This window comes from Acidobacteriota bacterium (genome assembly GCA_003225175.1).
Taxonomy (GTDB): domain Bacteria; phylum Acidobacteriota; class Terriglobia; order Terriglobales; family Acidobacteriaceae; genus Gp1-AA112.
Genome location: QIBA01000064.1, coordinates 18,241 through 40,930 on the forward strand (window position 1 = coordinate 18,241; position 22,690 = coordinate 40,930).

The following is a 22,690-nucleotide window of genomic DNA, read 5'->3' on the forward strand; positions in this document are numbered from 1 at the left end:
CTATGTATCATGTTGGCTTCGCAGGAGGTGCGCGCATGGGACGCAAACGGATTTTATTTACTCTGTTCCTGACCTTATTCTTTGCAACCGTAGTTGCCCCGCGAGTATTCGCAGCGCAGCGCGTTGTTGACCTCACCGCGCAGGACGGTACGAAGCTCAAAGCAACATACTTCGGCGCTGACAAGCCCGGACCCGGAGTTTTGCTCTTGCATCAGTGCAACCGCCAACGAAAGGTTTGGGACGGACTGGCGCAGCAGCTGGCGACTTCCGGAATCAATGTCCTTACGTTGGATTACCGCGGCTTTGGAGAAAGCGGCGGTGTGCGTTTCGACAAAGCCACACCGCAGCAAGTACAAGAGCTTCAAGCCAAATGGCCCAACGACATCGATCTTGCATTGCAATATCTGCAGTCGCAGCCGGGGGTGAAGCGAGACACGATCGGCGTGGGTGGCGCCAGCTGCGGCGTCAACAATTCGGTTCAAACAGCGCGACGGCACGCAGAGGTGAAGTCGCTCGTGCTGCTCTCCGGAAACACCGATCTCAACGGCCGCAACTTTCTCCGCAATGACCAAACAGTGCCGGTGTTTTTAGCCTATGCCGATGATGACGAGTTCAAGCCGAGCATCACAGCCATCCAGTGGATCTACAGCCTCACCGCTAATCCCAATAAGAAACTGGTGAGTTATCCAACTGGGGGACATGGTGCTGACATCTTTCCAGTACATCCCGATCTGCCGAAGCAAATAGTGGATTGGTACGTAACCACATTGACCTCGACTGCAAGAAAGCCGCCGGCGCGGAAAGAAGCAGTGACAATGCCAGAGAACATCCGCGTTCTTGATGATATTGATCAGCCTAGCGGCGCCGCGAAAGTCGAGCAGCGGTTGTCGGAGGCGCGTAAGCAGGATCCCAATGCCATGCTGTTCGACGAGGCCACAGTCAATTTCATTGGCTATGAGCACATGCAATCAGGTGATGTAAAGAGTGCAATCGAGATTTTTAACTTGAACGTGAAGGCATTTCCAAAATCTCCGAACGTTTACGACAGCCTCAGTGATGCATATGTTGCTGACGGACAGAAGCAACCGGCACAAGAGAATGCAAAAAAAGCTCTGCAATTGTTAGCTTCAGACACTGTTGACGATCAGCAACGAAAGACCGCAATCAAGGACAGCGCGGAGCAGAAACTCAAGCAGCTTGGAGTGCGATGAGCAATTCCGTAACGGCGGGAGCTATGAAAAACAATTTCCATGAGATCACTGCCATGACGATGTAGTTACACAGAAACAGAACCACAACCCGGCTTGGCTAAAGCAGAGTTCGTCTTCATCACTCGTGCCAGCTGCCAAAACAGGACAGCCTGAACCAACAGCGCGAGGGTGATAAAGAGGCCATAGCCGAAAAAGAAATCCCAGTAGCTTCGCATGGAGCCCATTACGTCAAAGCGGCGAGGTTTCATGGTTTCAATTACGGAAGCTTCCTCAGCTCCGTGCTTGGGCCCGGCAAGAACTCCGCCTATGGTATGCAGGATGCAGTGAATCAGGGTCAGAAGAGAAGCGATTCGCAGAAACAGTGTCGGCTTCATAAAGGACCAGTCCTTAATGGGATCATCATCCCGGTCTTCACGGATGCTCAGCACTGCGAAGCTGGGCGAGGAACGAGCACTATTCTGAAAATGTCATGATCGGCCTGACTTCAATCGAGCCGAAACGCGCCCCCGGAATCTTGGCTGCTATCTGCGTAGCCTGGTTGATGTCCTTTGCCTCAATCAGATAGAAGCCGCCTAACTGCTCTTTAGTTTCGGCGAATGGTCCATCAGTGTTCGCAGTTTTGCCGTTTCGCACGCGAACCGTCTTGGCCGTGTTCGTCGGCTGCAGAGCATTGCCACCTTTTATGTTCTTGCCGAACTCCTTGCCGAATGCCTGATACTCGTTGATTTCAGCCTTGTCATAGCCATGACTGAAGCGCTTTTCGTTTTCATAAATCAGCAGCAGATATTGCACGGACTGGTTTCCTCCCATAAAGCATTTGAATTGAGCCATCAAGATCCCCGAGATGCTTCAGCGCCTGAGTTCGCGCTGCCATGATTCCCGACCGCGACCGGTTCAGCAGAACGGCACATTCATGGTCTGAATAGCCCTCCAGCAGTGACATGACGAATACAAAGCGCTCCAGCGCATCGAGTCGAATGACTGCCGCAAGCGGACTGTCCGCAATGAAATTCCAGTCACCGTTTGTGGGCGGAGTGGAAGCTTGCAGTTCCGCTCCACCTGGAGAAAAGACGGTGCGGATCGCGTTCGTGATGATCGCCCGGCGGCTCCAGGCGTACGCCCAATCCTTGAATACTGGATTTCCCTTGATGCAATCGTCCAGCCCTGCGACGAAGCATCGCTCTGCCAGCCCGGCCTCCGCGGTCAGAAGCAGCGATAGCGCGTACAATCCGCGCATATCATCTTTAAATAGCCGACAAAAATCGGTCTCGGTTGTATAGGCGGCGACAGCTTCGGTCCAACCTCTGGTCCTATCTAAGTTATGCACTTCTCCCACCCATCCCATTTTCAGATCTTCCTCTCCCAAACTGCAGTCCGTTATCAGTACAACGTTCGGCACAGGGCAAAATCGACGTGGCGTTGAATGACGAAAGCAGCTTTTTTCTCGACCCACGTTATATCGAACATATCGAACCTAACTTGGATTGTGATCCGGTCCAATAGATTCAGACTTAACTGAAGCTTGATTGCTCCTAAACGCATAACGCTCGCGGTTTCAGAAGCTTGACTGACAAGCTTGCTGGAAAAAAGTTGTAGGTAACCGAGTGCTGGGCGTTCTTGCCGAGGCTATGGGAGGCTCAGGCAGTTTCGTAAGGCTGGGCGGGGCGCCCGGGCGCGCCGTTTTAAGACTTTTGTGGTATTCAATGATTGAGTCCGAGCTTCGACGCTTAGACGTTGCAGCTACACACCCGGAGGAATGGAGCTTGAAATTCGTTTGCCTTGTCTACGGTGAGGAGAAACATGTCGGGGCCATGACGGATGACGAGTGTATGGCTTACGATCAAGCGCTGCGAAACGCCGGTCGATGTCTCGCCTCGGAGGCGCTTCAGCCCGTCCGCACTGCCAAGACAGTGCGTGTTCGCCAGGGAAGGGTCTCGGTTATCGATGGTCCCTTCACGGAAACGAAGGAGTGTCTGGCGGGTTTCTACTTAATCGACGCCAAAGACATCGACGAAGCGATTCAGATCGCCTCAGAAATTCCGCCAGCGCATGTCGGCAGCATCGAAATAAGGCCGATCAGAGAGCTGACGAGCACCACTGGGGAACGAAGGCAGTTGTAGCGGAGCAGTCAAGGAGAACCGGCCGCCCCGGCCGTGGGTTTGTTTGGAACTGCTATGCAGCATTTCTATTCTCGAAAATCGTAGTCATGCCAGTATCGGAAACGTTGTCCTGAAGCCCCGGCAGCATGGAAGACCGAAGGAAACACACGGCCGGGGGCGGCCGGTTCTCCTTTACTCTTCTACTCTTCGCGGTTGCGCCATGCGATTCTGCTGAGCTTACTCTTCGCGGTTGCGCAATGCGGTTCTGCTGAGCTCTTTCCTCCGTAGTGCCATTTGGCATCTCACGATTCGGGACGCTTCCGAATGTCGAGACCTGGAGCAAAGACGATTACGAATGCCGACATCGCAGAGCTGCTGGCGCAAGAGGCTCTGACGGCGAAGATGCCGGCGCAGAAGGCGTTGCGGCGGGCTTCGCGGCGGGCATTGTTCTGGGGCGAGGAGGCTGCTGATATTCATCAGCAGGGACGATCTCTCACCGAATTAACCGCTGTGGGTCCTTATATTGCACGTCTCATTTCGGGATGGATCGAGGAGTCGCCGGAGGTTCCAGAGGCGCCGGATATTCGTCGCGGATTTCTCACATTGACGGAAGCTCGGGCTATCTTGATCTCTAATCCGGGTTGGCTTCCGCAAAATCTTTCGGCTTCGACCGGCAATTCACCAAGGCGCAAAACCCCGAGCCGTGTTGGGAAATCGCTCGGAAACCCCCGTGGAGATACTACCGATGGCCTAATCAAAGGCGACCTGCAGATGCATACCACTTGGAGCGACGGCGAGGGGACCATCGCCGAGATGGCGGCTGCGGCTCTGGAGCGCGGATACGAATACATCGCGATCACCGATCATTCCAAGGGACTGAAGATCGCCGGGGGCATCGATGAGGTGCAACTTCGGCGTCAGGAGGAGGAAATCGCCGAGGTCAACGAAGGGTTCCGGAGGAGCGGGCGCAAGTTCGTCGTGCTGCGGTCGATTGAATTGAACCTGAATCCGCGGGGCGAAGGCGATATGGAACAATCGTGCTTTCCCCATTTGGATATAGTCCTGGGATGTTTTCACTCCTCGCTGCGCACGAAGGAAGATCGGACGGCGCGGTACATCGCTGCGCTGCGCAATCCGGCGATCCAGATCCTTGGTCATCCGCGTGGCCGGGTTTACAACTTTCGCCTTGGACTCACGGCCGAGTGGGAGGATGTCTTTGACGAAGCTGCGCGGCTGGACAAAGCGGTCGAGATCGACGGCTATCCTGACCGACAGGACCTCAACGTTGACCTGCTGCACATCGCGCGGAAAGCAGGCTGCCGCATTTCGCTGGGCACCGACTCTCATGGACCAGGCCAGCTGGCATTTATGGAATACTCGGCCGCAGCTGCGCTACAGGCGGGAATCCCGCGGGATCGCATTTTGAACTTCATGGGCGTGGACGAGCTGCTTGGGTGGGTTCAACAGGTACGAGAGGGTATGTCCAGAAAAATGTTTTCACCACGGAGACACGGAGTCGCGCAGGAGCGTCAAGCGGGTTCCTGGTGAAAGAGCCTTACCGGCAGCAATCAAGCCCTGCGCATGGCGGAGGATTCTGCGGCCAACATCGGGCTCAGAATGACAGTTAAAGAGAACCTACCGTGTGTCGGGACGGCCTGCTATGCCGGAGCTTTCGGCAGCCGAGGCCATCGTTCTTGCGGAGATCGCCTGCAGCCGTTCCCTCATTGCTCTTGATTGCTGGGAGGAGAAGAGAAGCCGGCCACGTTCCAGGGCGCTTACTTCCTCCGCCTGCCAATAGCCGCGCATGATTCCCATACTGGAATGGGAATTCAGGCCCAGCAGCACGTGGCCGATCTCGTGGGCCATTACATGGGCTAACACAAGATCAGGCGGTACCCCCCAGTCATGGCGGAGCTCCTCAAGTCTGTCGTAGTAAACGTCTGTGTACTGTCCGATGCCGTCTCTTCCGAGAAACGCAGCGCCAAAGACATCGTCCTTAAGCCTCTGTGTTCCGGGCACAATTTGAACGATCGCATCCCCCATTTCGGGCAGACCGGTGCAATTCGTCCCAGGGCTGCCGGCGATTGAGCAGTTCACCCAGTTTGCGTGCAAGCCTGAAAGATGAAAGAGCCGCGACGCTTTCTGTTCTGCCTGAACCAGAACTGCACCTGGAACTCGCGCCTGGTTGTAAACGTAGATGTTTAGGGACTGCTCTCTGCCGGAATGAGCCCGACAGAGAGCGCCGTCAGTGGAACGAGAAATAAAAGATGGAATCGATTTGCCACAACAAGCACCTCGTCGGCGTGCTCAAGATCGATCCCGGCGGTGGGTACCTCAATGGCGGGGCAATCACCGTCAACCTAAATTTGGGTAACGAGATAACTTGCTCAACGTCAAAAACTTGGAAGCTTCGGTCACTTGGCCGAATCCAATGGGACGGTGTTAGAGTCTGCTTCTTTGTGGGGTGACAATGGCGGTAACCAGCGCGAACGAGTTGCCCACGTTCCGCTTTGGGACTTTCGAAGTGGATCTACGGGCGGGAGAGCTGCGCCGCAACGGCTCGCGCATCCGCCTGCAGGTAAACATGGAATCGGAAAATTCCCTGGTGTTCGGTTAAATTTTGAGTCCTCGCGAGAACCTGAACGAACCTGTTCGCGCTCGTGGCCTACGCTGAAAATTCCTAAGCGCCCTCAGCAATCATTCTTCCGAGAGCAGCTTGCTCAGAGTCTGCTTGTGCTTGGATTCTTTGCGCGACTCCTTAAGCGTCGGGATTCTCTGCACGGGCGGCGGCGAGCCGATCATTTCTCTTGCCATGGACTTCACCGCTTTCGTCGCGCTGAATTTCTTCTTCTTTTTCCGCGTTGCCATCGCTGCGCCGCCTGCCTACGGAACTCTGGCATTATGCAATAATCGCCTGTTGCCGGACGCACCGGAGGGCTTGTGGAAGAACGCGAGATGTTCGATGAGAAGGACCAGAAGCGCTCCCACAATCTCACCTGCCCCCATTGCCGCCAGCCTGGGGATTACGAGCTCTCGTGGCTAGTACGCACTAAAAAGCGCCAGCTTCCACCGCGTGCGGATGAGCGCGATCGCGCCAAGTTTGCGAAAGCGCGGTCGTACATGGTCCGCAAAGACGACATGGTCGCATGCAAGAACATGCGCTGCCGCAAGCGCTTCGAAGTCGCCGGCGTTCAATCTGTGGCGTTCTTGGAATAGGAAATGTAAGCGTTTGCCATTCCGAACCTCCGCCGAGGAATGTCTACATTACTGTTTCCAATTTCGAGTAGCGTTCGGTACGCAGTTTTGGAGTCCGTAGGGATTCCTCCCTTCGGTCGGAATCACAAACAGGCCAGCGTCTTCTCATTTATACTCACCAGTTTGCTCAAAAGGTTATGAAGATTCTGGTCTGCATGAAGCAGGTACCGCAGAAGGACGCGCCTCTCAAGCTGAATGAGAGCGGCACCTGGATCCGGGAAGACGTCTCTTATGAGGTCAATGAGCCTGATGCTTACGCCTTAGAGGAGGCGTTGCGTCAGAAAGAGAAGCACGGCGGTGAAGTGGTTGTGATCACCACCGGCCCGGCGCGCGCGCAGCAGGTTCTACGCGAAGCTCTCGCCAAAGGCGCTGATCGCGCGATTCATCTCGAGGGCAATGAGTTTGTCGGGCTGGACTCGTTTAATACCGCGAAGGCTATTGCAGCTTCGATCAAAGACGAAAAGTTCGACCTGATCTTTACTGGTTTGCAGTCGGATGACTATGGTTACGCACAGACGGGAGTCCTGCTTGCCGAGATTCTGGGCTGGCCGCATGCAACGATTATTATGAGCATTGAGAAAAGCGACGGCGGCATTCGTCTCAAACGCGAGCTCGAAGCTGGATTCTTTCAACATCTCGAGATGCCATTACCTGCGGTGCTCACGATTCAATCGGGCATCAATAAACTGCGGTATGCGACGCTGATCGGCATCAAGCAGGCCAAAAACAAGCCGCTCCGTAAAGTGAGTCACGGAGAAATTCAGCAAGCGCTCGGCCCGAATCTGCAAAAAATCGAAAAGCTGTACATTCCGCAGAAGCAGAAGAAAACCGAGATGCTGGAGGGATCGGCCGCGGAAGTGGCCAGGAAATTAGTCGATAAACTCAAGAATGAGGTGCGCGTACTTTAATCGCGGCCCGCGCCATCTGCATCGAACTGAATAGGATCGAGGTGATACTTCAGGAGGATGTATGGCGATTCCGGAAAAGGGAAGTGAACCAAATCGGGCAGAGCAGCACCATCACATGGGGCATAGCTTTGGGATGGACGTCCATCCTGAACGTTATCCCCGCGAGTCGTTGAGTCGCCTGGAAGAGGGCATTCTCGACGACGATCAGCTGCGCCATGCGCATGACCGTCTTGGCTATGTTGGACCGGATCTAGAGTCTCGCGTCGACGACGCGCGGAATCTGAGCCGGACTCTAATGGTGCTAGGCGGCTTTCTGTTGATTTACGCCTGGGTGCTTCTGGTGTGGGTTGGTTGGGATGTGCGCAGCGGAAGCGTGTTCTTCAGCGTGATGTGCGCTGTTTCGGGAACGATCGGCTTGGGACTAGTTCTGTGGGGCTACGTCGAACGCAGGCGCGTGCTGCGCTTGCGACTCAGAATCGGAGCAGAAGAACGGAATGAGAGGATTCGCAGATTCCAGGGAAGCCATCCAACCGCATAAGGCGCGAATTCTTGTCATTGCGGGTGCGGTCTTCCTTGTGCATGCTGCCCTCCTGCTCGTCCTCTGGCCGCACCGCTGGCCAGCAAACTACAAATGGCTGCTCCTGCCGGACAGTCTCGGGGCATATGCATTGCTGGCTCTCGGTTTGCAGCATTTGAGTAAGAGTAAAACCAGGAGCGAACACGAAGGCCACAGAGGAGAACGATGAGGTCACGAAGAAGCTTCTCCGTGACCGCGGGTTATCCTTCGTGACCTTCATGTTCGCTCTTCCGCTGTTTCGCAAAAGGAGTTCATGGCAGACACACTTCTCGTCGTAGTCGAACAGCGTGAAGGCAAACTGAATCGCGTCTCGCTGGAGACCTTGACCGCGGCGCAAGCAATCGCAGCTGAAACCGGCTCGAAGCTGGAAGCGGCAGTTGTCGGCGGCAGCATTGATCCCATTGCTCAGGAAATCGCAAAAATAAAAGTAGCGAAGGTGTATGCGATCGAGTCTCCACAACTAGAACGCTATACGGCCGACGCTTATGTCGCAGCACTCAAGCAGTTCATCACTTCGAAGCAGCCGAAGTTAGTACTCATGCCGCACACATACCAGGTGCGCGACTTCGCGCCTAAGCTCGCCGCAGCTCTGGGCCGCACGCTCATCAGCGACGCAATCGGTTATCGCAAAGACGGGACAAAGCTTGTCTTCACGCGCCAGATGTTTCAGGGCAAATTCGCGGCCGATGTCTCGTTCAGTTGCGATCCGCCACATTTCGCTACCTTCCAGGCCGGCTCATACCGCGGTGACAAGGTCGAGATCGGCGCAAACCCGGCTCCAGTCGAGAAAGTCGCAACCCAAGTTGATGGCGCAGCAATTCGAGTGAAGCCACTCGACATCTTCAAAGAAGCAAAGCAGGCGGTTGATCTGACTCAGGCCGAAATCATCGTGTCGGTTGGCCGAGGCATTAAAGAACAAAAGAACATTGAACTCGCGAAGGTTCTTGCCGATGCGCTCGGAGGAGAAATCGCAGCTTCGCGTCCAATCTGTGATTCCGGATGGCTGCCGATGGACCGTCAGATCGGTTCCTCAGGGCAGACCGTCGCTCCGAAACTTTACCTCGCGTTGGGAATCAGCGGCGCAATACAACATATCGTTGGCATGAAAGGCGCCCGCAGTATCATTGCGATAAATAAAGATGCTGAGGCCCCAATCTTCGAAATTGCAGACTTCGGAGTGGTCGGCAATCTCTTCGACATCGTGCCCGCACTCACCGAGGAAGTGAAGAAAGCAAAGGCGTAAAACCGCTTCCCAAAATGATTTTCCGAACCTCTCTTCCCATTATTGATCGTCCCAAAATGGAAGCCGACGTTGTGATTGTCGGGGGCGGCCCGGCTGGCATGGCTTGTGCCCTGCGGTTATCACAGCTCGTCGATGAGCACAATAAGAAGAACCCGGATTGGCCGCTGAGCAAGGAAAACATTTATGTGCTCGAAAAATCGCGCGAAGTAGGACAGCATTGTCTCTCCGGCGCGTTGCTTGATCCGCGCTCCATGCGGGAATTGTTGCCTGGCTTTGAAAAGGAAGCGCCGATTGACGCAGAGGTCAGCAAAGAAGCGGTCTACTTCCTCACGGAAAAATCCAAGTTTAAATCTCCGATTACGCCACCTCCCATGCGCGATCACGGTAATTACGTGATCTCGATTAACAAATTCGTAAAGTGGCTTGGAGAAAAGGTCGAGCAGGCAGGCATCACCATCTTCACTGGATTCGCCGCATCGGAACTGCTGGTTGAGCATGATCGCGTCATCGGCGTTCGCACTGACGATAAAGGACTCGATAAGCAGAACCAGCAGAAGTCGAACTTCGAGCCGGGTTATGACTTGAAGGCGAAGATCACGATTCTCTCCGAGGGCACACGCGGATCGCTGACCAAGCAGCTGATTGGACGCTTCGCTCTCGACAAAGAGCGCAATCCCCAGACCTATGGCGTCGGCGTGAAGGAATTATGGGAAGTGCCCGCGGGCCGCATTGCTCCCGGAGAAGTGATCTACACCGCAGGATGGCCGCTGACGAATCAGGAGTATGGCGGCTCGTGGATTTACGGCAGCAAAGACAACATCGTCTCCATCGGTTTCGTTATGGGACTCGACTACAAGGATCCACGCCTCGATTCGCATCACGTGATGCAGACCTTCAAGATGCACCCCTTCGTGCGCCAACTCCTGGAAGGCGGAAAGATGATTCGTTACGGTGCGAAGACCATGCCGTATGGAGGATGGTTTGCGATCCCGCCGCTCGCAGGCGATGGTTGGATGCTGACCGGCGACTCTGCTGGGTTTGTTAATTCTCAACGCTTAAAAGGAATTCATCTTGCGATCAAGAGCGGCATGCTCGCCGCAGAGTCCGCGTACGAAGCGCTCGTAGACGGCGACTTCAGCGCGAATCAACTTTCCAGCTACCAAAGCCGTGTCGACAAGAGCTGGATTCGCGAAGAGTTATGGAAGGTCCGCAACTTCCACCAGGGCTTCGAGCATGGAATGTTTGAAGGAATGATCCATGCTGCGCTGCAGCAGGTCACGCTCGGCAGAGGTTTGCACGAACGCTATACCGCTCATGCTGGTCACAGGCGTCTGGAGAAAATCGATCGCCTGCCGACTGGCGGCTACGGCCGCGAGCACATGCTTGGCGCCGCAAAAGGCGATGGTAAGCTGACCTTCGACAAACTGACCGACGTCTACCATTCCGGCACAAAGCACGACGACGATCAGCCCATCCATCTCGTCATTCACGATACCGACATTTGCAACACGCGCTGCACGGTCGAGTATGGCAATCCTTGCCAGCACTTCTGTCCCGCCAAGGTTTACGAGATGGTGGAAGCGTCAGACATTCCCAATGGCAAAGAAATTCACGTGAACTTTGCTAACTGCGTCCATTGCAAGACCTGCGACATCATGGATCCCTACCAGATCATTACCTGGGTCCCGCCGGAAGGCGGTGGTGGGCCGAACTACGATGGCATGTAATCCGGCCTTACCGCCAATGGATCCTAAGTCTCTACATCTTTGATGTGTGTGGCGACGTACCACTGATTCCCAAAAGCGTCCTTCACTCCTCCGCTACGATCGCCATAAGGATGGTCGGTCGGCTCGGCGATTGATGTTGCTCCTGCAGCGAGGGCGCGGTGATATAGTGCGTCGCAATCTGGAACGTACAGATAGAACATGCCCGGCATCGGTTGATAGATTCCGTGCGCTTCCCCCATCTCCAGATGCGAGCTGCCAACCTTCATCTTCACGTGATGAATCACCCCATCTGGCGTGCCATAGCGGCCGAGTTCCTCAGCGCTGAAGGCGCGCTTCAAGAAATCAATCACGGGCAGCGCGCGTACCGGGTGTAGATAAGGTTGAACGTCGGGCGCTCCTTCCCACTTGTAGTTCTCACCTTTATACGTGGCGATGTACCAGAAATTCCCTGCCGGATCTTTCACACCTCCGGAACGTTCACCATACGGCTGATCTACCGGCTCCGCGATCGACGTGCCCCCGGCTTCGAGCGCTCGTTTGTAGGTCGCATCGCAGTCGGGAACATACATGTGGAAGGCCATCGGGCTCGACTCGCCGCGCCAGGATAGTCCGGGACCACCGCCACCCATCATCAGCATGGAATCGCCAATGCGGATCTCTGCATGGATTCCACCGGCAGGGCCGATGGCGCGGAATCGCTCTTCAGCTCCAAAGGCGCGCTTAACGAATTCGATCAGCGCGTCCGCATTCTGCGCGACCGGATAGGGCGTAACCGTTCGATACCCTTTTGGGACAGGGTCGACCTTCGGCTTCTTCGGTTGCTCGCTTTGCATGGCCCGGAAACGGCGATGCATCTCCTCGACCGACATGTGCTCTTTTATCGTCGAGACGCCCCACAGATATCCGAACGGGTCGCGCAGAGTGCCTTGCCGGTATCCGTAGAACTGATCTTGCACGGGACGAACAACAATTGCGCCTTCAGCGACCGCGTGCTCCACAAAAGCGTCCACATCGGGAACGCTCAACTCGATGCTGATCGGCGTATTGCCAAGCGTCTCCGCGCTGAAACGGCCGCCTTCCGGCCATTCTTCGCCCAGCATGATGGTCGAATCACCGATCGCGAGCTCCGCGTGCCCGATGCCGCCTTCGTTCTCAAAACGCATGATCTCCTTCGCACCGAAGGCTCTCTTGTAGAACTCGATTGCGAGACCGGCCTTCTTAAACCTCAATGCCGGTGCGGCATGTGTGCGAATTGCGGCTAGTGGTTCTGCTTTAGCTGCCATAGAAGTGCTCCTTTCCAAATTGGATCTGAGTCGTTCAACAAATTCCTCGCGTGGCATATCGCGCAACTCACCCGCGAGACGTACTAGCTGCGCGATTTGAGCATCCGCTCGTCCCGGCAAAGCATCCGCGCGAGACAACAATTTGCCGATTGCCTGATCGAGCAGCTCGTAGCGCGAGAGCTTAGCCATTGGCGCCCTCCACGCTGGCACGAAGCTTTTCCAGAGCGCGGAACTGAAGTTGCTTCACGGCTCCTTCACTCCGCCGGAGTTCCTGCGCAATTTCCCGAATGCTCTTCTCCTCAACAAAGCGCAACACCACAACCCGGCGCTGGTCCTCGGGAAGACGCTTCACCAGTTGGAAAAGAGCGGCGCGCTGCTCAATCTCTTCCATGCGAATGTCTTTCGGATCGTCGCTAATGGGGTTCCCAGTCTCACGCGATGTTTTCCGCCAGCGATCGATCATGCGATGTGCCGCGATGCGAATCAGCCATGCAGCAAACGGAGCTCCACGCCACTCGAACTTTCTTAAGTTCTCCAGCGCGTGGTGAAAAACATCCGAAGTAATGTCTTCCGCCTCTTCCCGCGTGCCGACGCGCCGCGAAACATACGCATACACCTGATACACGTAGCGCTGATAGAGCTCCCCAAAGCGCGCAGGATCGCGCTTGGCCGCCTCGATCAGAAGCCGCTCGTCTGCGTCGTTCGTCAGGGCCTTCAACCGGCACTCCGCATGTCGCGCTCACAAAGATAAACGGACGGGGAAGCAAAAAGGTTACGGGGTAAAAATTAGGGTACAGGGGACAGGGTAAGAGTCTACGGATACGAAGTTACCAGTCCACGAAGATGCCGGTAGTGCTTCGCCTATAATTTTGCGGCAATGTCTAAATCTCGCAGGCAGTTCCTTGTCAATCTGGCTCTCGCCTATTTCGGAACATCGCTTTCATCTTCGAGTCATGCTCAGCAAACCACGGCGCCGCCTCCTGGAATGCCGCCAGCCTTTGGCACGGCGCCGCCCGTCGGACCAGAGGTGTCACCCACAACCTTCGCCGAAGCAGAGAAGTTGATGCAGGTGCAGTTCACAGCGGCGGAACGGGCACAAGCGGCTGGCAACTGGCGCAGCGCCATGGCACCACTCTATGAGCGTCGCACCGGTCCACGCAAGATCGAACTGGAGTCAACTCTGGCACCATACTCCCGCTGGAATCCGGTATTGCCGGGCGAAGCACCCGCGCCTGCCCGCGACCAATTTGTCAGGAGCAACGCGGACCCGGGTTCATTACCATCACGAGACGAAGACATCGCCTTTGCTCCTCTCACTCATCTCGCGCGGTGGATCGAGCGTCGGCAATTGAGTTCCGAGCGGCTGACACAAATCTATCTTTCGCGGTTAAGGAAGTTCGATGCAAAAGTGAGATGCGTGATCACACTGACTCCCGAATTGGCACTTAAGCAAGCCAGACAGGCTGACCAGGAGATTGCCGCAGGTCAGTATCGAGGTCCGTTGCACGGAATTCCCTGGGGCGGCAAAGACCTGCTCGACACCGCAGGAATTCCTACAACTTACGGCGCGGAACCATTCCGCAACCGTGTACCTAATGAAGATGCAGTGGTTGTAAAGAGATTGCATGAAGCGGGTGCAGTGCTGGTTGCTAAGCTCAGTCTTGGGGCGCTGGCGCTCAACGACATCTGGTTCGGTGGACAAACCATGAATCCGTGGCTCCTGGAAGAAGGATCGTCAGGCTCGAGTGCCGGTCCCGGCGCTGCGGTCGCTGCCGGACTCGTCGGCTTCGCGATTGGAAGCGAAACAGGAGGAAGTATCGTCTCCCCGAGCACACGCTGCGGAATTACCGGATTGCGCCCGACGTATGGCCGCGTGCCCCGCACCGGAGCAATGACGCTGTGCTGGTCGCTCGACAAGCTTGGGCCTATGACCCGCCGAGTGGAAGATGCGATGCTGGTTCTACATGCCATTTCGGGACCTGATCCCGGCGACCTCTCCAGCGTGCCCAGCAAACTCGATTTCGATGCGAATGCTTCGGCGAGCGGCCTGCGAGTGGGCTACTTTCCCGCCTGGATGAAGGAAAGTCCAGCTACGGATGTTGACCGATCTGCTCTCTCTGCGGTGAGCAAAGTTGGAATGGTTCCCGTCGAAGTGTCGCTGCCAGATTGGCCATACGATTCTCTAGACATAATCCTTTTCGCCGAAGCTGCTGCGGCCTTCGAAGACCTGAGCCTCAGCCGCAAGCTTGACGAACTCAAAGTGCAAGTACCGGACGCCTGGCCAAATACATTTCGCCAATCGCGATTCCTCTCCGCTGTGGACTTTGTGCAATGCGACCGTTTCCGCCGAAAAGTCGCGGTCGAGATGGCGCGCCTGTTCTCCAAGGTTGATCTGCTCCTGGTTCCATCCTTGCGAGACGAGATGCTCACCATCACCAACTTCACCGGCCATCCGTCGCTCACGCTTCGCGCCGGATTCTTTGAAGTTTCGCAAGCTCGCAGCGATTGGGCTCCCGATCCGGCGCATCCGCTGCCAAAATTTTCACCGCCGCGCCGTGTGCCTCATGGTGTGACCCTGATTGGGAAGTTATTTAATGAAGGCACGATAGCCCGTGCTGGACTCGCACTGGAACGTAGCCTCGCTGTGAGCGATGAAAGACCGCCGGGCTTCGGGGCCTGATCCAGGCTGTCGGTGCGAGATGCAGAATTCCGGGATGAAACGCGCTGCACCAAAGCGTGAAGTACAATCCGTAGTTCCTCTGTAAACTGTTTTTGAATTGGCACGCCAGGCTACTCTGGCCGGCGGTTCACCAGGAGAAGACGATGTTGCGCATCAATGACGAAGCCCCCAATTTCACCGCCGAAACTTCGCAGGGCACGATCAATTTCCACGAGTGGATCGACAACGGCTGGGCCATTTTGTTCTCGCACCCTAAGGACTTCACTCCGGTGTGCACGACCGAGCTCGGCTATATGGCAGGCCTTCAGCCTGACTTCGAGAAGCGTAATTGCAAGATCATCGGACTGAGTGTGGATCCGGTAAGCAGCCACAACAAGTGGAAGCTGGACATCGAAGAGACCCAGGGCCACAAGGTGACATATCCGATGATCGGCGATCCGGAGCTGAAAGTAGCCAAACTCTACGACATGCTGCCCGCCGATGCCGGCAATACTTCAGAAGGCCGCACCCCTGCCATAAACGCTACCGTGCGAACCGTGTTCGTGATCGGTCCAGACAAGAAGATCAAACTGATGCTCAGCTACCCGATGAGCACTGGCCGCAATTTCGACGAAGTTCTGCGGGTGCTCGATTCCATCCAACTCACCACCAAACACCAGGTCTCAACTCCCGTGAACTGGAAGCCCGGGGACGACGTGATTATCAGCGGCAGTGTTTCGGATGACGACGCTCGAAAGAGGTATCCCGGCGGCTGGCGGGCTCCAAGACCTTATCTTCGGATCGTTCCGCAGCCCAAGTAGAGACGCAGCATGCTGCGTCTCTACCTGGCGGCCTAAGTAGTCGGCAGCTCGACGCGACGGGCAATGTGGTCCTTGATCCAGTGCGCATCCCACCATTCCCTGGGATCGATCTGCACACCTTCGAGCTGCATGCTGAAGTGGATGTGGTCGCCTCCGGCCATACCCGTCATACCGCTCTTGCCCATCACCTGCCCGCGCTTCACCGTGTCGCCTTCGTGAACGTCGATCTCGCTCAGATGGCCATAGATCGTCTGCAGGCTGTAGCCGTGGTCGACGACGATGCAGTTGCCGTAGATTCCGAGCGGTGCGGCCCAAACCACGCGTCCGTCATTCGATGCCTCCACCCCGACGTGCTGCGTGCTCGACAAGTCGTAGCCAAGATGCGTCTGCTGATCAATCTTCTTACCCTTGTGAATGTAATTGCGGACGTCGGCGAAGTTGGCTTCGACCTTTGTGTTTGGCTGTTGCAGAAAGGGTTGCGACCAGAGAAACGCAGGCTCTGTTTTTGTCTTTAGATTCGCCAGCGTTTCGTTGTTTGCCTTGCGCATCTCGCTGTTGATGCGCACGAAGCGCTCCACCATGTCTCCGAAGCCGTTCGGATCGAGTTCGCTTACCACTTTCTCCATGAATTTGTCGTCGATCTGCAGGTCGCGGACGCGGTACTTTGGTTGTTCCCTCTTTGGGAAGTTGATCACCATCTGTCCATGCGCTTCGTCACCGCCCGGGCCAATGGCATACACCGCCGGCACGGTATTCAGAGGCATGTTCCATGCAAATGCGAACAGAGAGAACTGGCCTGGCTTGCCGCCCGGCATTGGCCAGCCGCGAAAGCTCTCGTCACCGACGCGGACGCCTGAAGCTGTCGGTGAGCCTGAGACGTTGTACGTCACCAAATCCGCCATGCCGAGGTAGAGGTAATGCTGGTCGGAATCGACGCTTACCTTCACCGGCTGCGTAACCACGACAACATCTCGTGCAGCTTCCACCGTCTGGCCCCGAAAGTCATTCGAGGTGGCCTCCACGATCAAACGAGCAGTGCCATCTTTGAGCTGTGGAGTGCCCTTTACTCCTGCGGTGAACTTGAGTGTGTGCTCCGGCGCGCCACGCAGCCAGCGAAAATGGCGAACGGGATGTTCCACCTCCGCCAGCTTGTAACGCTCGCCATTCTGCTCAATGTATGCGGCAGCGCGACGGATCCCATGAGGATCGGCCAGGGTCACTGTCACAGGGGTTGCGTGGCCAATCGTCTTAAGCGAAGCCGGAAGCGTGACGACGGGCGCCGTTGAGAAAGTGAAAAGAAGGATGAACGCAAGAACAATGAGTGTAAGAAGAATTCCGAGAGCGGCTCGCATTGGGAAAATCCAGAATAGCAGGTGTCACCCTGCGAAATAGGAAGGGGTTCCCTAAGCGGAAACCCCGACTTTTTGCGGATTAAGTAATTTTCGTTGTCACCAAACTGGCCACCCGGCAGGTGAACCTCTCGTCCAAGCTGCCAGAATCCATTTCATTCCGGGGTTGCACCATGCTTCGAAAGACTTGCTCTGGCCTTTGGGCCATAACCGTTGCCCTTGCACTCGCAGCCTGTGGAGGAAGCTCCTCCTCGAATTCATCTACGTCAAGCAATAGTCCCTCGCCTTCCGCCTCTCAACCCGGAGGCAGCGGCAACTCTGGCGGGAGTGGCGGAACCGGAGGTTCAGGAACAGGATCCGGCGGCGGAAGTGGTAGTGCTAATTCGGGAACCACTCAGTACGTGTATGTCGCGAATCAGGAAACGTTCAATGTCTCTGGCTATAAGGTCAATGCCGACGGTACGCTTACGCCAGTACCCGGATCGCCGTATTCTGTGCCGGGCAGCGCTCCCCACATTTTCGATCCGACTTATTTGGCGGTGGTCGGCAATTTTCTCTACGCCTCAGGCTCCGATTCCAGCAGCAGCAACGGTATTACCGGATTCAAGATCAATTCGGCTGATGGCAGCCTGACCAGGTTCAATGCCAGCCAGGGAGACGCAGGCGCGTATCAATTCTTGTCTGCGGACAGGCAGCGTGGAATCATCTACGCGTCGGGCGCCGGTCCACAGGCCAAAGGCTCCTCGAATCTCATTGCGGGAATTTCGGCATTCAAGGTCAATAGCGACGGAACACTGACGCTAACCGGCGGCCAGGTCCAGCCGGTCACAGCTACGCCGCCCGGCACAACTCCAGTAGCAGGTTCATTGGCAGTCGACACCCAGGGGCGCTTCCTATTTGACTTCTTCTTTAACAAGATTCATGTGTTCCCGCGGAATGCGGACGGCTCGCTTGGAATGGAGGTGTCAGGCTCACCCTTCACTGCAGGGACTCCATACACCTTCTCGTCGCCCGACGATGCAAACGCCTGTTTCCTGGATGATCAGGATCCCGTAATCGTTGCCGACAATGCAGGCAGGTTCGTGTACACCAGCTGTGATGCGAATGCCGAGGTCGACGTATTCTCTGTCGCGAATTCTGGACAACTTTCGTTAGTTGGAACCGTTCCCAATTCGGGGCCACAAAGCGAGCTTAGTTCGCTGGCGCTTTCGCACGATGGCTCAGTATTGTTTGGTACTCAGGAAGAGCGAAACCAGGTTCTTGCGTTCAGCATCGATCGCAACACCGGCATGCCTGCGTTGGCTTCGACGATCTCCGCGGGCACAAGGCCGAATAGCGCGGCCGTAGACGTTAGCAATCACTTCCTGTATGTGACCAACGGGTCATCGAACATCAGCAAGAACAACGACCACGAGGGATCGAGCAATATGTCCGAGTACATGGTGACGCCGGCCGGAATGATGACACAACTCCCCGGCTCTCCGATCGCGACAGGCGCTGCGCCGAAGGCGGTGGTAGTGGCGTCGTTCTAGAGCGGAGTTGTTATGTCACCAGCACCTTGATGTCGGGGAAGCCCATTAGCTTAAGGATGAAATAGTTGACTGCGGCTTCCCCCGGATCGTCGGAGAAACAGACCAGCTCTGCATATCTCGGAACCCCGGCCTTGGCCAGCACGTTCCAGATGTCCTTCGCCGCCTTTGGCGTCCCGTCGGCATTGAGCAGGTCGGTGTAGGCTACATGGACAACCTTCCCATCCTGGTTCTTCGCAGGGATCTCCTTACCTGAAGCGATATAGACCTTGGGATACGCTCCATGTGTGCTCTTCGGGTCGGTAATGACGATCTCTTTGCGGAAGTTCTCGGGATAGGAGGTCGGAGGAATCGATAAATCATGCGGTCCCTTCTTGGGAGCCACGACGGTCGCATCCTTCTTGAGCTTTTGCCCTTGCTTCGTCCATGTGTCCATGGAGTCCATGAATAGCGTTACTTTCGCCTGTCCGAGTTTTTCGAGCATGACGAACGCCAAGGCCGACTCTTTCGTTAGTCCCGACCCTGAGACTACAACCGCCTCATCCGAGGCATTTACACCAGCCGGACCCAGAATTTGGGCCAGCTTGGCAGGATTGGCAACATTACTCTTGAAGACATCTCCAGCAATGTTGAGCGCAAAAGGTATGTGTCCCTCATTGAATGCCTCTGCAGGCCGGACATCCACTATGCTGACTGGCGCGCCCAGGAACCTCCGGATCATCTGGCCGCTCCAAAATTGCAGCCAGCCTGTTTCCCGCATCAGGTACGGCGCGTCGAACGTCCAGTATGGCAGTTGTCTTTGATCGGAGAGCCATCCCAGCTCCGATTCCGGATAGAGTTTCACTTTGGGATAGTCCGCCAGGAACTTGGCCGCAAAAAACGGCACGGTGGCGGCGACTCCGCCTCCGCAGTAGGTATAGATCTGCTGATCAGGCCTAACGCCCAGGTAAGCCAGCATCTTTTTTATCTCTTCAGGCGACTTGAAGGTCTTGTCAGGATTGTAAAAATCTTCGCTCGGCGCCATGATCCCGTTGGGAATATGCCCAGCCCGGTCGAAAGGAGCGACTGCGCCGAAATGCCAGTTGGGATCTAGTCCCTCCACCAGAGCATTATGCGTCGTGTCGCCGGATGCGGTAAGAACCTCAGGTAGCCCGCCTCGCAGGTCGTCTTTCAATTTCGTGACTTTAAAGGAACCATTCTTCGGTCCGGGAGAAATGTCTTTGGTTACCGGCAAGCTTTGTTGCTGCCACTTGAACAGCCCGCCATCCAATATGAAAAGGTTCTTTTCGGGAATGCCGTGATAATCGAGATCGAAGAAGAGCCTGGTAGCCAGTTGATCGCCGCCTTTGTCGTATATCACTACTTTCTTTTCTCGGCCGATTCCCCAGGACTGAAAGTACTGTTCCACCTTTGCATCCGATATTCCTCCAAATCCATAGGCGAACAGGTCGTAGATGTTGACGCCGACGGCGCCGGGAATATGTTGCTTCGCGTAGGTTTCAGGCGAGGCATCGAGTATTACCACATCGGAGTTGTTGAGATTTTTTGCAAGCCAGCCAACGTCGACAAGATTGCCTCTCACACCTTCTTCCGCGAGTGCTGGAATCGCCTGTGCCAGTAGCAGCAATCCCAGGAAAGTAAAAACCGCGCCGTGCTTGAAAAACCTCAACATGTCAGCCTCCTGTTGGCCAATCGTTTCCTGGCAGATCTTCCCGGTTATCCGACACTCGGAGCTTGCACTTCAAAGACGTTCCGGCGTCCCTGAAATTAGCAGGTAGTCATCTGCGAAAGGGGATCGATGTAGATGTACGCGAACCGCACCCCGCCAGTTCCGATTTTTTTGCACTCATGGGGCTTGAGAGAAGGGATGCATTTAAACGAATCAGAGAAGGGCCGCCACCCACCCGGGGGTTGTACGAAGAAGGCTTGGAAAACGCAGAAAGCGAAATAACCCCTGAAACCATCAGTCCGAAACAAAGACCCTGGGCTTATAAGGTTTTCGTGTTCTCCCACCAAACACCCGCGCGAGGGCGGGCAGCGGTCCCTTTCGTATCGATTCTTTCAGGTTCTACTTCACCCGATCACCCGATGGCCCCGATCACGCGATTCCTACGCGGCTCCCGATTTCTGAGGCTCGGGCTCTGCTACGAGTTTGCTTACGCGGACGCGTTCTATACGACGGTCGGTGGATTCGAGCACGTCGAAGCGCAGGCGGTTGTGTTCGACGTATTCGCCCGGTTGCGGGATTCGGCCGGCGATTTCGCTTATCAGCCCGGCCACGGTTGTAGCCTCAACATCGCTCGGGCGGTAATCGAACAGCTCCTCGAGCATGTCGAGATCGGTTGCGCCCGGTAGGACATAGGAGCTCTCGCTCTCGCGCACGATCTGCGGACGGCGCTCGTGCTCGCTGCCGATGTCCCCAACGATCTCCTCGAGCATATCTTCCAGCGTGACCAGGCCGGCTACGCCGCCGTATTCATCGATCACGATTGCCATCTGGATCTTCTCGCGCTGCATTTCGCGCAGCAGCTCGCTCACCTTTTTCATTTCGGGAACGAAGGGCAGGGGACGCATGAGTTTCGCGACTATCTGGGTGCGGGCGTCTTCGTCGCGAATCTGCAGCAGGTCCTGGGCGAAGACTATGCCCTGGATGTGGTCGAGATCAGGGTCGTAGATAGGGATGCGCGAATGCGGCTTCTTCTGCAGCAATTCGGTGAGCTGCTCGATGGTCGTGCTGGCAGGGACGGCGAGCATGTCAGGGCGGGCAGTCATGATCTCGCGCACGATCTTGTCGCCGAACTCGACTACCGATTGAATCAGCTCGCGGTCGCTCTCTTCGAGAATGCCCTCTTCTGTGCCCGCTTCCAGCAAGGCATCCACAGCCTCGGAGGGATGCTCCTGCTCCCCGGTTTCCTGCGGCTCTGCCAGCGATGCTACCGACATGCTGAAGCCTAGAAGGATCGTGAGCGGCAGCGCCAGCCAGATCAGCAGTTTCAGAACAGGAATAAACTTTGCCAGCCAGTCTCCACGAGTGCGGATGAACAGCAAATATGGGATCAGGCGATTAAAGATAACGATGATCAGGACAATGGAAATCGCCGCCTGAGCGATCTCCCCCCACGTCCAGCGGCCTGCCATGAAAGTGGCGTAGCCGAGGATCAATGCAATCGCAGCGGTGAAGAGCTGGGAGAGCAGTTGCATCGACAACGCCGCCCGCGCCGAGCTTACTCCCAGTTTCGTCTCAACCCGCAGCTCGTATGCCTCGATGTTTTCTTCAAATTCGCGCGAGAGAATCTTTCCCTTTTCGGCATAGAGGCGCTCCACGTAGGAAGCCAGCGCCAGCAGGGCGGAGAGGATCACGAGGGCGATGATGATGGCTACGAGCATCGCACTCTCCTCAAGGTCGGGCGCACTTGTCCGGGGGATTTGAACACCGAGGGCACGGAGGACACAGAGGCTGGTGAATGATTGATTCTCTCGATCAGTCCTGTCGGCAATTTCAATTTGGCGCGCAGTTTTTGTTCCAGCGCGGCCATTTTACCCTTATCCGACTCATGATCGTAGCCTGCCAGATGGAGCAGACCATGGAGCAAAAGGATCTTACATTCAGTTTCCAGCGAGTGCCCCAGCGCCTTCGCGTTGCTTCGGGCGATTTCCCTGGAAATCGCAATATCGCCGGCCAGCTTAAATTTCCTATTCTGGGCCGCTGGAAATGACAACACATCGGTCGGCTTATCTTTGCCGCGGAACTCCTGATTCAGGCGGCGCATCTCGGCGTCGGATGTGATGAGGACGTTCACCTCTCCGGAAATTCCCACCGCTCGCTGGGCGGCGAGCAGGAAACGCTGCAGACCTGTGCCTTTGATTTGGGAGCTACTGCCGGGATGGTCTGGGTCGCGCATGCGGGGATCGTTACAGAGAACGGGGCAGAATCGGGTGATCGGGCCATCGGATCATCGGATGAACTAAGAATCGAATTGGTAGCTGCATCGCTTGCGCCTTTTGGGCCACAAGAATCGCGAGATCACA

At 55.9% G+C, this 22,690-nt stretch carries 22 protein-coding genes; 12 read left to right on the forward strand and 10 right to left on the reverse strand.

All coding sequences use genetic code 11. From position 1 onward, the window contains the following. Positions 1-2 precede the first annotated feature (2 nt). Positions 3-1,211 (forward strand): hypothetical protein, encoded by a 1,209-nt coding sequence (locus DMG62_18755; protein ID PYY21379.1) that lies wholly within the window; start codon positions 3-5, stop codon positions 1,209-1,211. Between the two features lie 65 nt (positions 1,212-1,276). On the opposite strand, the gene DMG62_18760 is transcribed toward DMG62_18755, so the two are convergent. Genes DMG62_18760 through DMG62_18770 form a run of 3 tightly spaced genes read right to left on the reverse strand, consistent with a single transcriptional unit; the run spans position 1,277 to position 2,448 of the window. Further along, positions 1,277-1,639, reverse strand: coding sequence for a hypothetical protein (locus DMG62_18760; protein ID PYY21380.1), 363 nt, complete (start codon positions 1,637-1,639; stop codon positions 1,277-1,279). A gap of 25 nt (positions 1,640-1,664) precedes the next feature. Beyond that, positions 1,665-2,021 carry a hypothetical protein gene (locus tag DMG62_18765; protein PYY21381.1) on the reverse strand — a complete coding sequence of 119 codons (357 nt, stop codon included), beginning with the start codon at positions 2,019-2,021 and terminating at the stop codon, positions 1,665-1,667. After that, complete coding sequence (locus tag DMG62_18770; protein PYY21382.1) at positions 1,978-2,448, reverse strand: hypothetical protein; 471 nt, start codon at positions 2,446-2,448, stop codon at positions 1,978-1,980. The genes DMG62_18765 and DMG62_18770 overlap by 44 nt, the downstream gene beginning before the upstream one ends. A 526-nt stretch (positions 2,449-2,974) precedes the next feature. On the opposite strand from DMG62_18770, the gene DMG62_18775 reads away from it, so the two are divergent. Together DMG62_18775 and DMG62_18780 are read left to right on the forward strand one after the other, a co-directional pair. Then, positions 2,975-3,331 carry a dehydrogenase gene (locus tag DMG62_18775; GenBank protein ID PYY21423.1) on the forward strand — a complete coding sequence of 119 codons (357 nt, stop codon included), beginning with the start codon at positions 2,975-2,977 and terminating at the stop codon, positions 3,329-3,331. Positions 3,332-3,634: 303 nt separating this feature from the next. Next, positions 3,635-4,858 carry a hypothetical protein gene (locus tag DMG62_18780; protein PYY21383.1) on the forward strand — a complete coding sequence of 408 codons (1,224 nt, stop codon included), beginning with the start codon at positions 3,635-3,637 and terminating at the stop codon, positions 4,856-4,858. An 87-nt stretch (positions 4,859-4,945) separates the two neighbouring features. Here the strand turns inward: DMG62_18780 and DMG62_18785 are convergent, their stop codons facing one another. Continuing rightward, positions 4,946-5,353 (reverse strand): hypothetical protein, encoded by a 408-nt coding sequence (locus tag DMG62_18785; GenBank protein ID PYY21384.1) that lies wholly within the window; start codon positions 5,351-5,353, stop codon positions 4,946-4,948. Positions 5,354-5,577: 224 nt separating this feature from the next. Here DMG62_18785 and DMG62_18790 point away from each other — a divergent pair, with 224 nt between their 5' ends. The 6 genes from DMG62_18790 to DMG62_18815 all read left to right on the forward strand — a co-directional run bounded on the left by DMG62_18790 (position 5,578) and on the right by DMG62_18815 (position 11,020). Next, positions 5,578-5,778 carry a hypothetical protein gene (locus DMG62_18790; GenBank protein PYY21385.1) on the forward strand — a complete coding sequence of 67 codons (201 nt, stop codon included), beginning with the start codon at positions 5,578-5,580 and terminating at the stop codon, positions 5,776-5,778. A gap of 472 nt (positions 5,779-6,250) precedes the next feature. Beyond that, complete coding sequence (locus DMG62_18795) at positions 6,251-6,526, forward strand: hypothetical protein (protein ID PYY21386.1); 276 nt, start codon at positions 6,251-6,253, stop codon at positions 6,524-6,526. 176 nt (positions 6,527-6,702) lie between these two features. Continuing rightward, a complete protein-coding gene (locus DMG62_18800; protein ID PYY21387.1) occupies positions 6,703-7,473 on the forward strand; it encodes an electron transfer flavoprotein subunit beta in 771 nt (256 codons plus the stop codon). A 61-nt stretch (positions 7,474-7,534) separates the two neighbouring features. After that, positions 7,535-8,011 (forward strand): hypothetical protein, encoded by a 477-nt coding sequence (locus DMG62_18805; protein PYY21388.1) that lies wholly within the window; start codon positions 7,535-7,537, stop codon positions 8,009-8,011. Between the two features lie 292 nt (positions 8,012-8,303). Continuing rightward, positions 8,304-9,293 carry an electron transfer flavoprotein subunit alpha/FixB family protein gene (locus DMG62_18810; protein PYY21389.1) on the forward strand — a complete coding sequence of 330 codons (990 nt, stop codon included), beginning with the start codon at positions 8,304-8,306 and terminating at the stop codon, positions 9,291-9,293. 14 nt (positions 9,294-9,307) lie between these two features. Beyond that, entirely contained in the window at positions 9,308-11,020 is a 1,713-nt protein-coding gene (locus DMG62_18815; protein PYY21390.1) for an electron transfer flavoprotein, read from the forward strand. Between the two features lie 23 nt (positions 11,021-11,043). Here the strand turns inward: DMG62_18815 and DMG62_18820 are convergent, their stop codons facing one another. Further along, positions 11,044-12,492 (reverse strand): hypothetical protein, encoded by a 1,449-nt coding sequence (locus DMG62_18820; GenBank protein ID PYY21391.1) that lies wholly within the window; start codon positions 12,490-12,492, stop codon positions 11,044-11,046. Further along, positions 12,485-13,021, reverse strand: coding sequence for an RNA polymerase subunit sigma-24 (locus DMG62_18825; protein ID PYY21392.1), 537 nt, complete (start codon positions 13,019-13,021; stop codon positions 12,485-12,487). The genes DMG62_18820 and DMG62_18825 overlap by 8 nt, the downstream gene beginning before the upstream one ends. 159 nt (positions 13,022-13,180) lie before the next feature. Here DMG62_18825 and DMG62_18830 point away from each other — a divergent pair, with 159 nt between their 5' ends. Both DMG62_18830 and DMG62_18835 read left to right on the forward strand, forming a co-directional pair. Next, entirely contained in the window at positions 13,181-14,983 is a 1,803-nt protein-coding gene (locus DMG62_18830; GenBank protein PYY21393.1) for an amidase, read from the forward strand. A 143-nt stretch (positions 14,984-15,126) separates the two neighbouring features. Next, positions 15,127-15,783, forward strand: a complete 657-nt coding sequence (locus DMG62_18835) for a peroxidase (GenBank protein PYY21394.1) — start codon at positions 15,127-15,129, stop codon at positions 15,781-15,783. Positions 15,784-15,815: 32 nt separating this feature from the next. Here the strand turns inward: DMG62_18835 and DMG62_18840 are convergent, their stop codons facing one another. Continuing rightward, the gene (locus tag DMG62_18840) at positions 15,816-17,135 is read right to left on the reverse strand and encodes a M23 family peptidase (GenBank protein PYY21395.1); all 1,320 of its coding nucleotides are present in this window, start codon (positions 17,133-17,135) and stop codon (positions 15,816-15,818) included. A 170-nt stretch (positions 17,136-17,305) separates the two neighbouring features. Between DMG62_18840 and DMG62_18845 the strand changes: the two genes are divergently transcribed. Continuing rightward, positions 17,306-18,664: a hypothetical protein gene (locus tag DMG62_18845; GenBank protein PYY21396.1), complete on the forward strand. Its 1,359-nt coding sequence runs from the start codon at positions 17,306-17,308 to the stop codon at positions 18,662-18,664. Between the two features lie 10 nt (positions 18,665-18,674). Here the strand turns inward: DMG62_18845 and DMG62_18850 are convergent, their stop codons facing one another. From DMG62_18850 to ybeY, 3 genes are all read right to left on the reverse strand, one after another. Beyond that, entirely contained in the window at positions 18,675-20,333 is a 1,659-nt protein-coding gene (locus tag DMG62_18850) for a hypothetical protein (GenBank protein PYY21397.1), read from the reverse strand. A gap of 437 nt (positions 20,334-20,770) precedes the next feature. Then, positions 20,771-22,048: an HlyC/CorC family transporter gene (locus tag DMG62_18855; GenBank protein ID PYY21398.1), complete on the reverse strand. Its 1,278-nt coding sequence runs from the start codon at positions 22,046-22,048 to the stop codon at positions 20,771-20,773. Further along, positions 22,039-22,563 (reverse strand): rRNA maturation RNase YbeY, encoded by a 525-nt coding sequence (gene ybeY / locus DMG62_18860; protein ID PYY21399.1) that lies wholly within the window; start codon positions 22,561-22,563, stop codon positions 22,039-22,041. The genes DMG62_18855 and ybeY overlap by 10 nt, the downstream gene beginning before the upstream one ends. Positions 22,564-22,690: the final 127 nt, after the last annotated feature.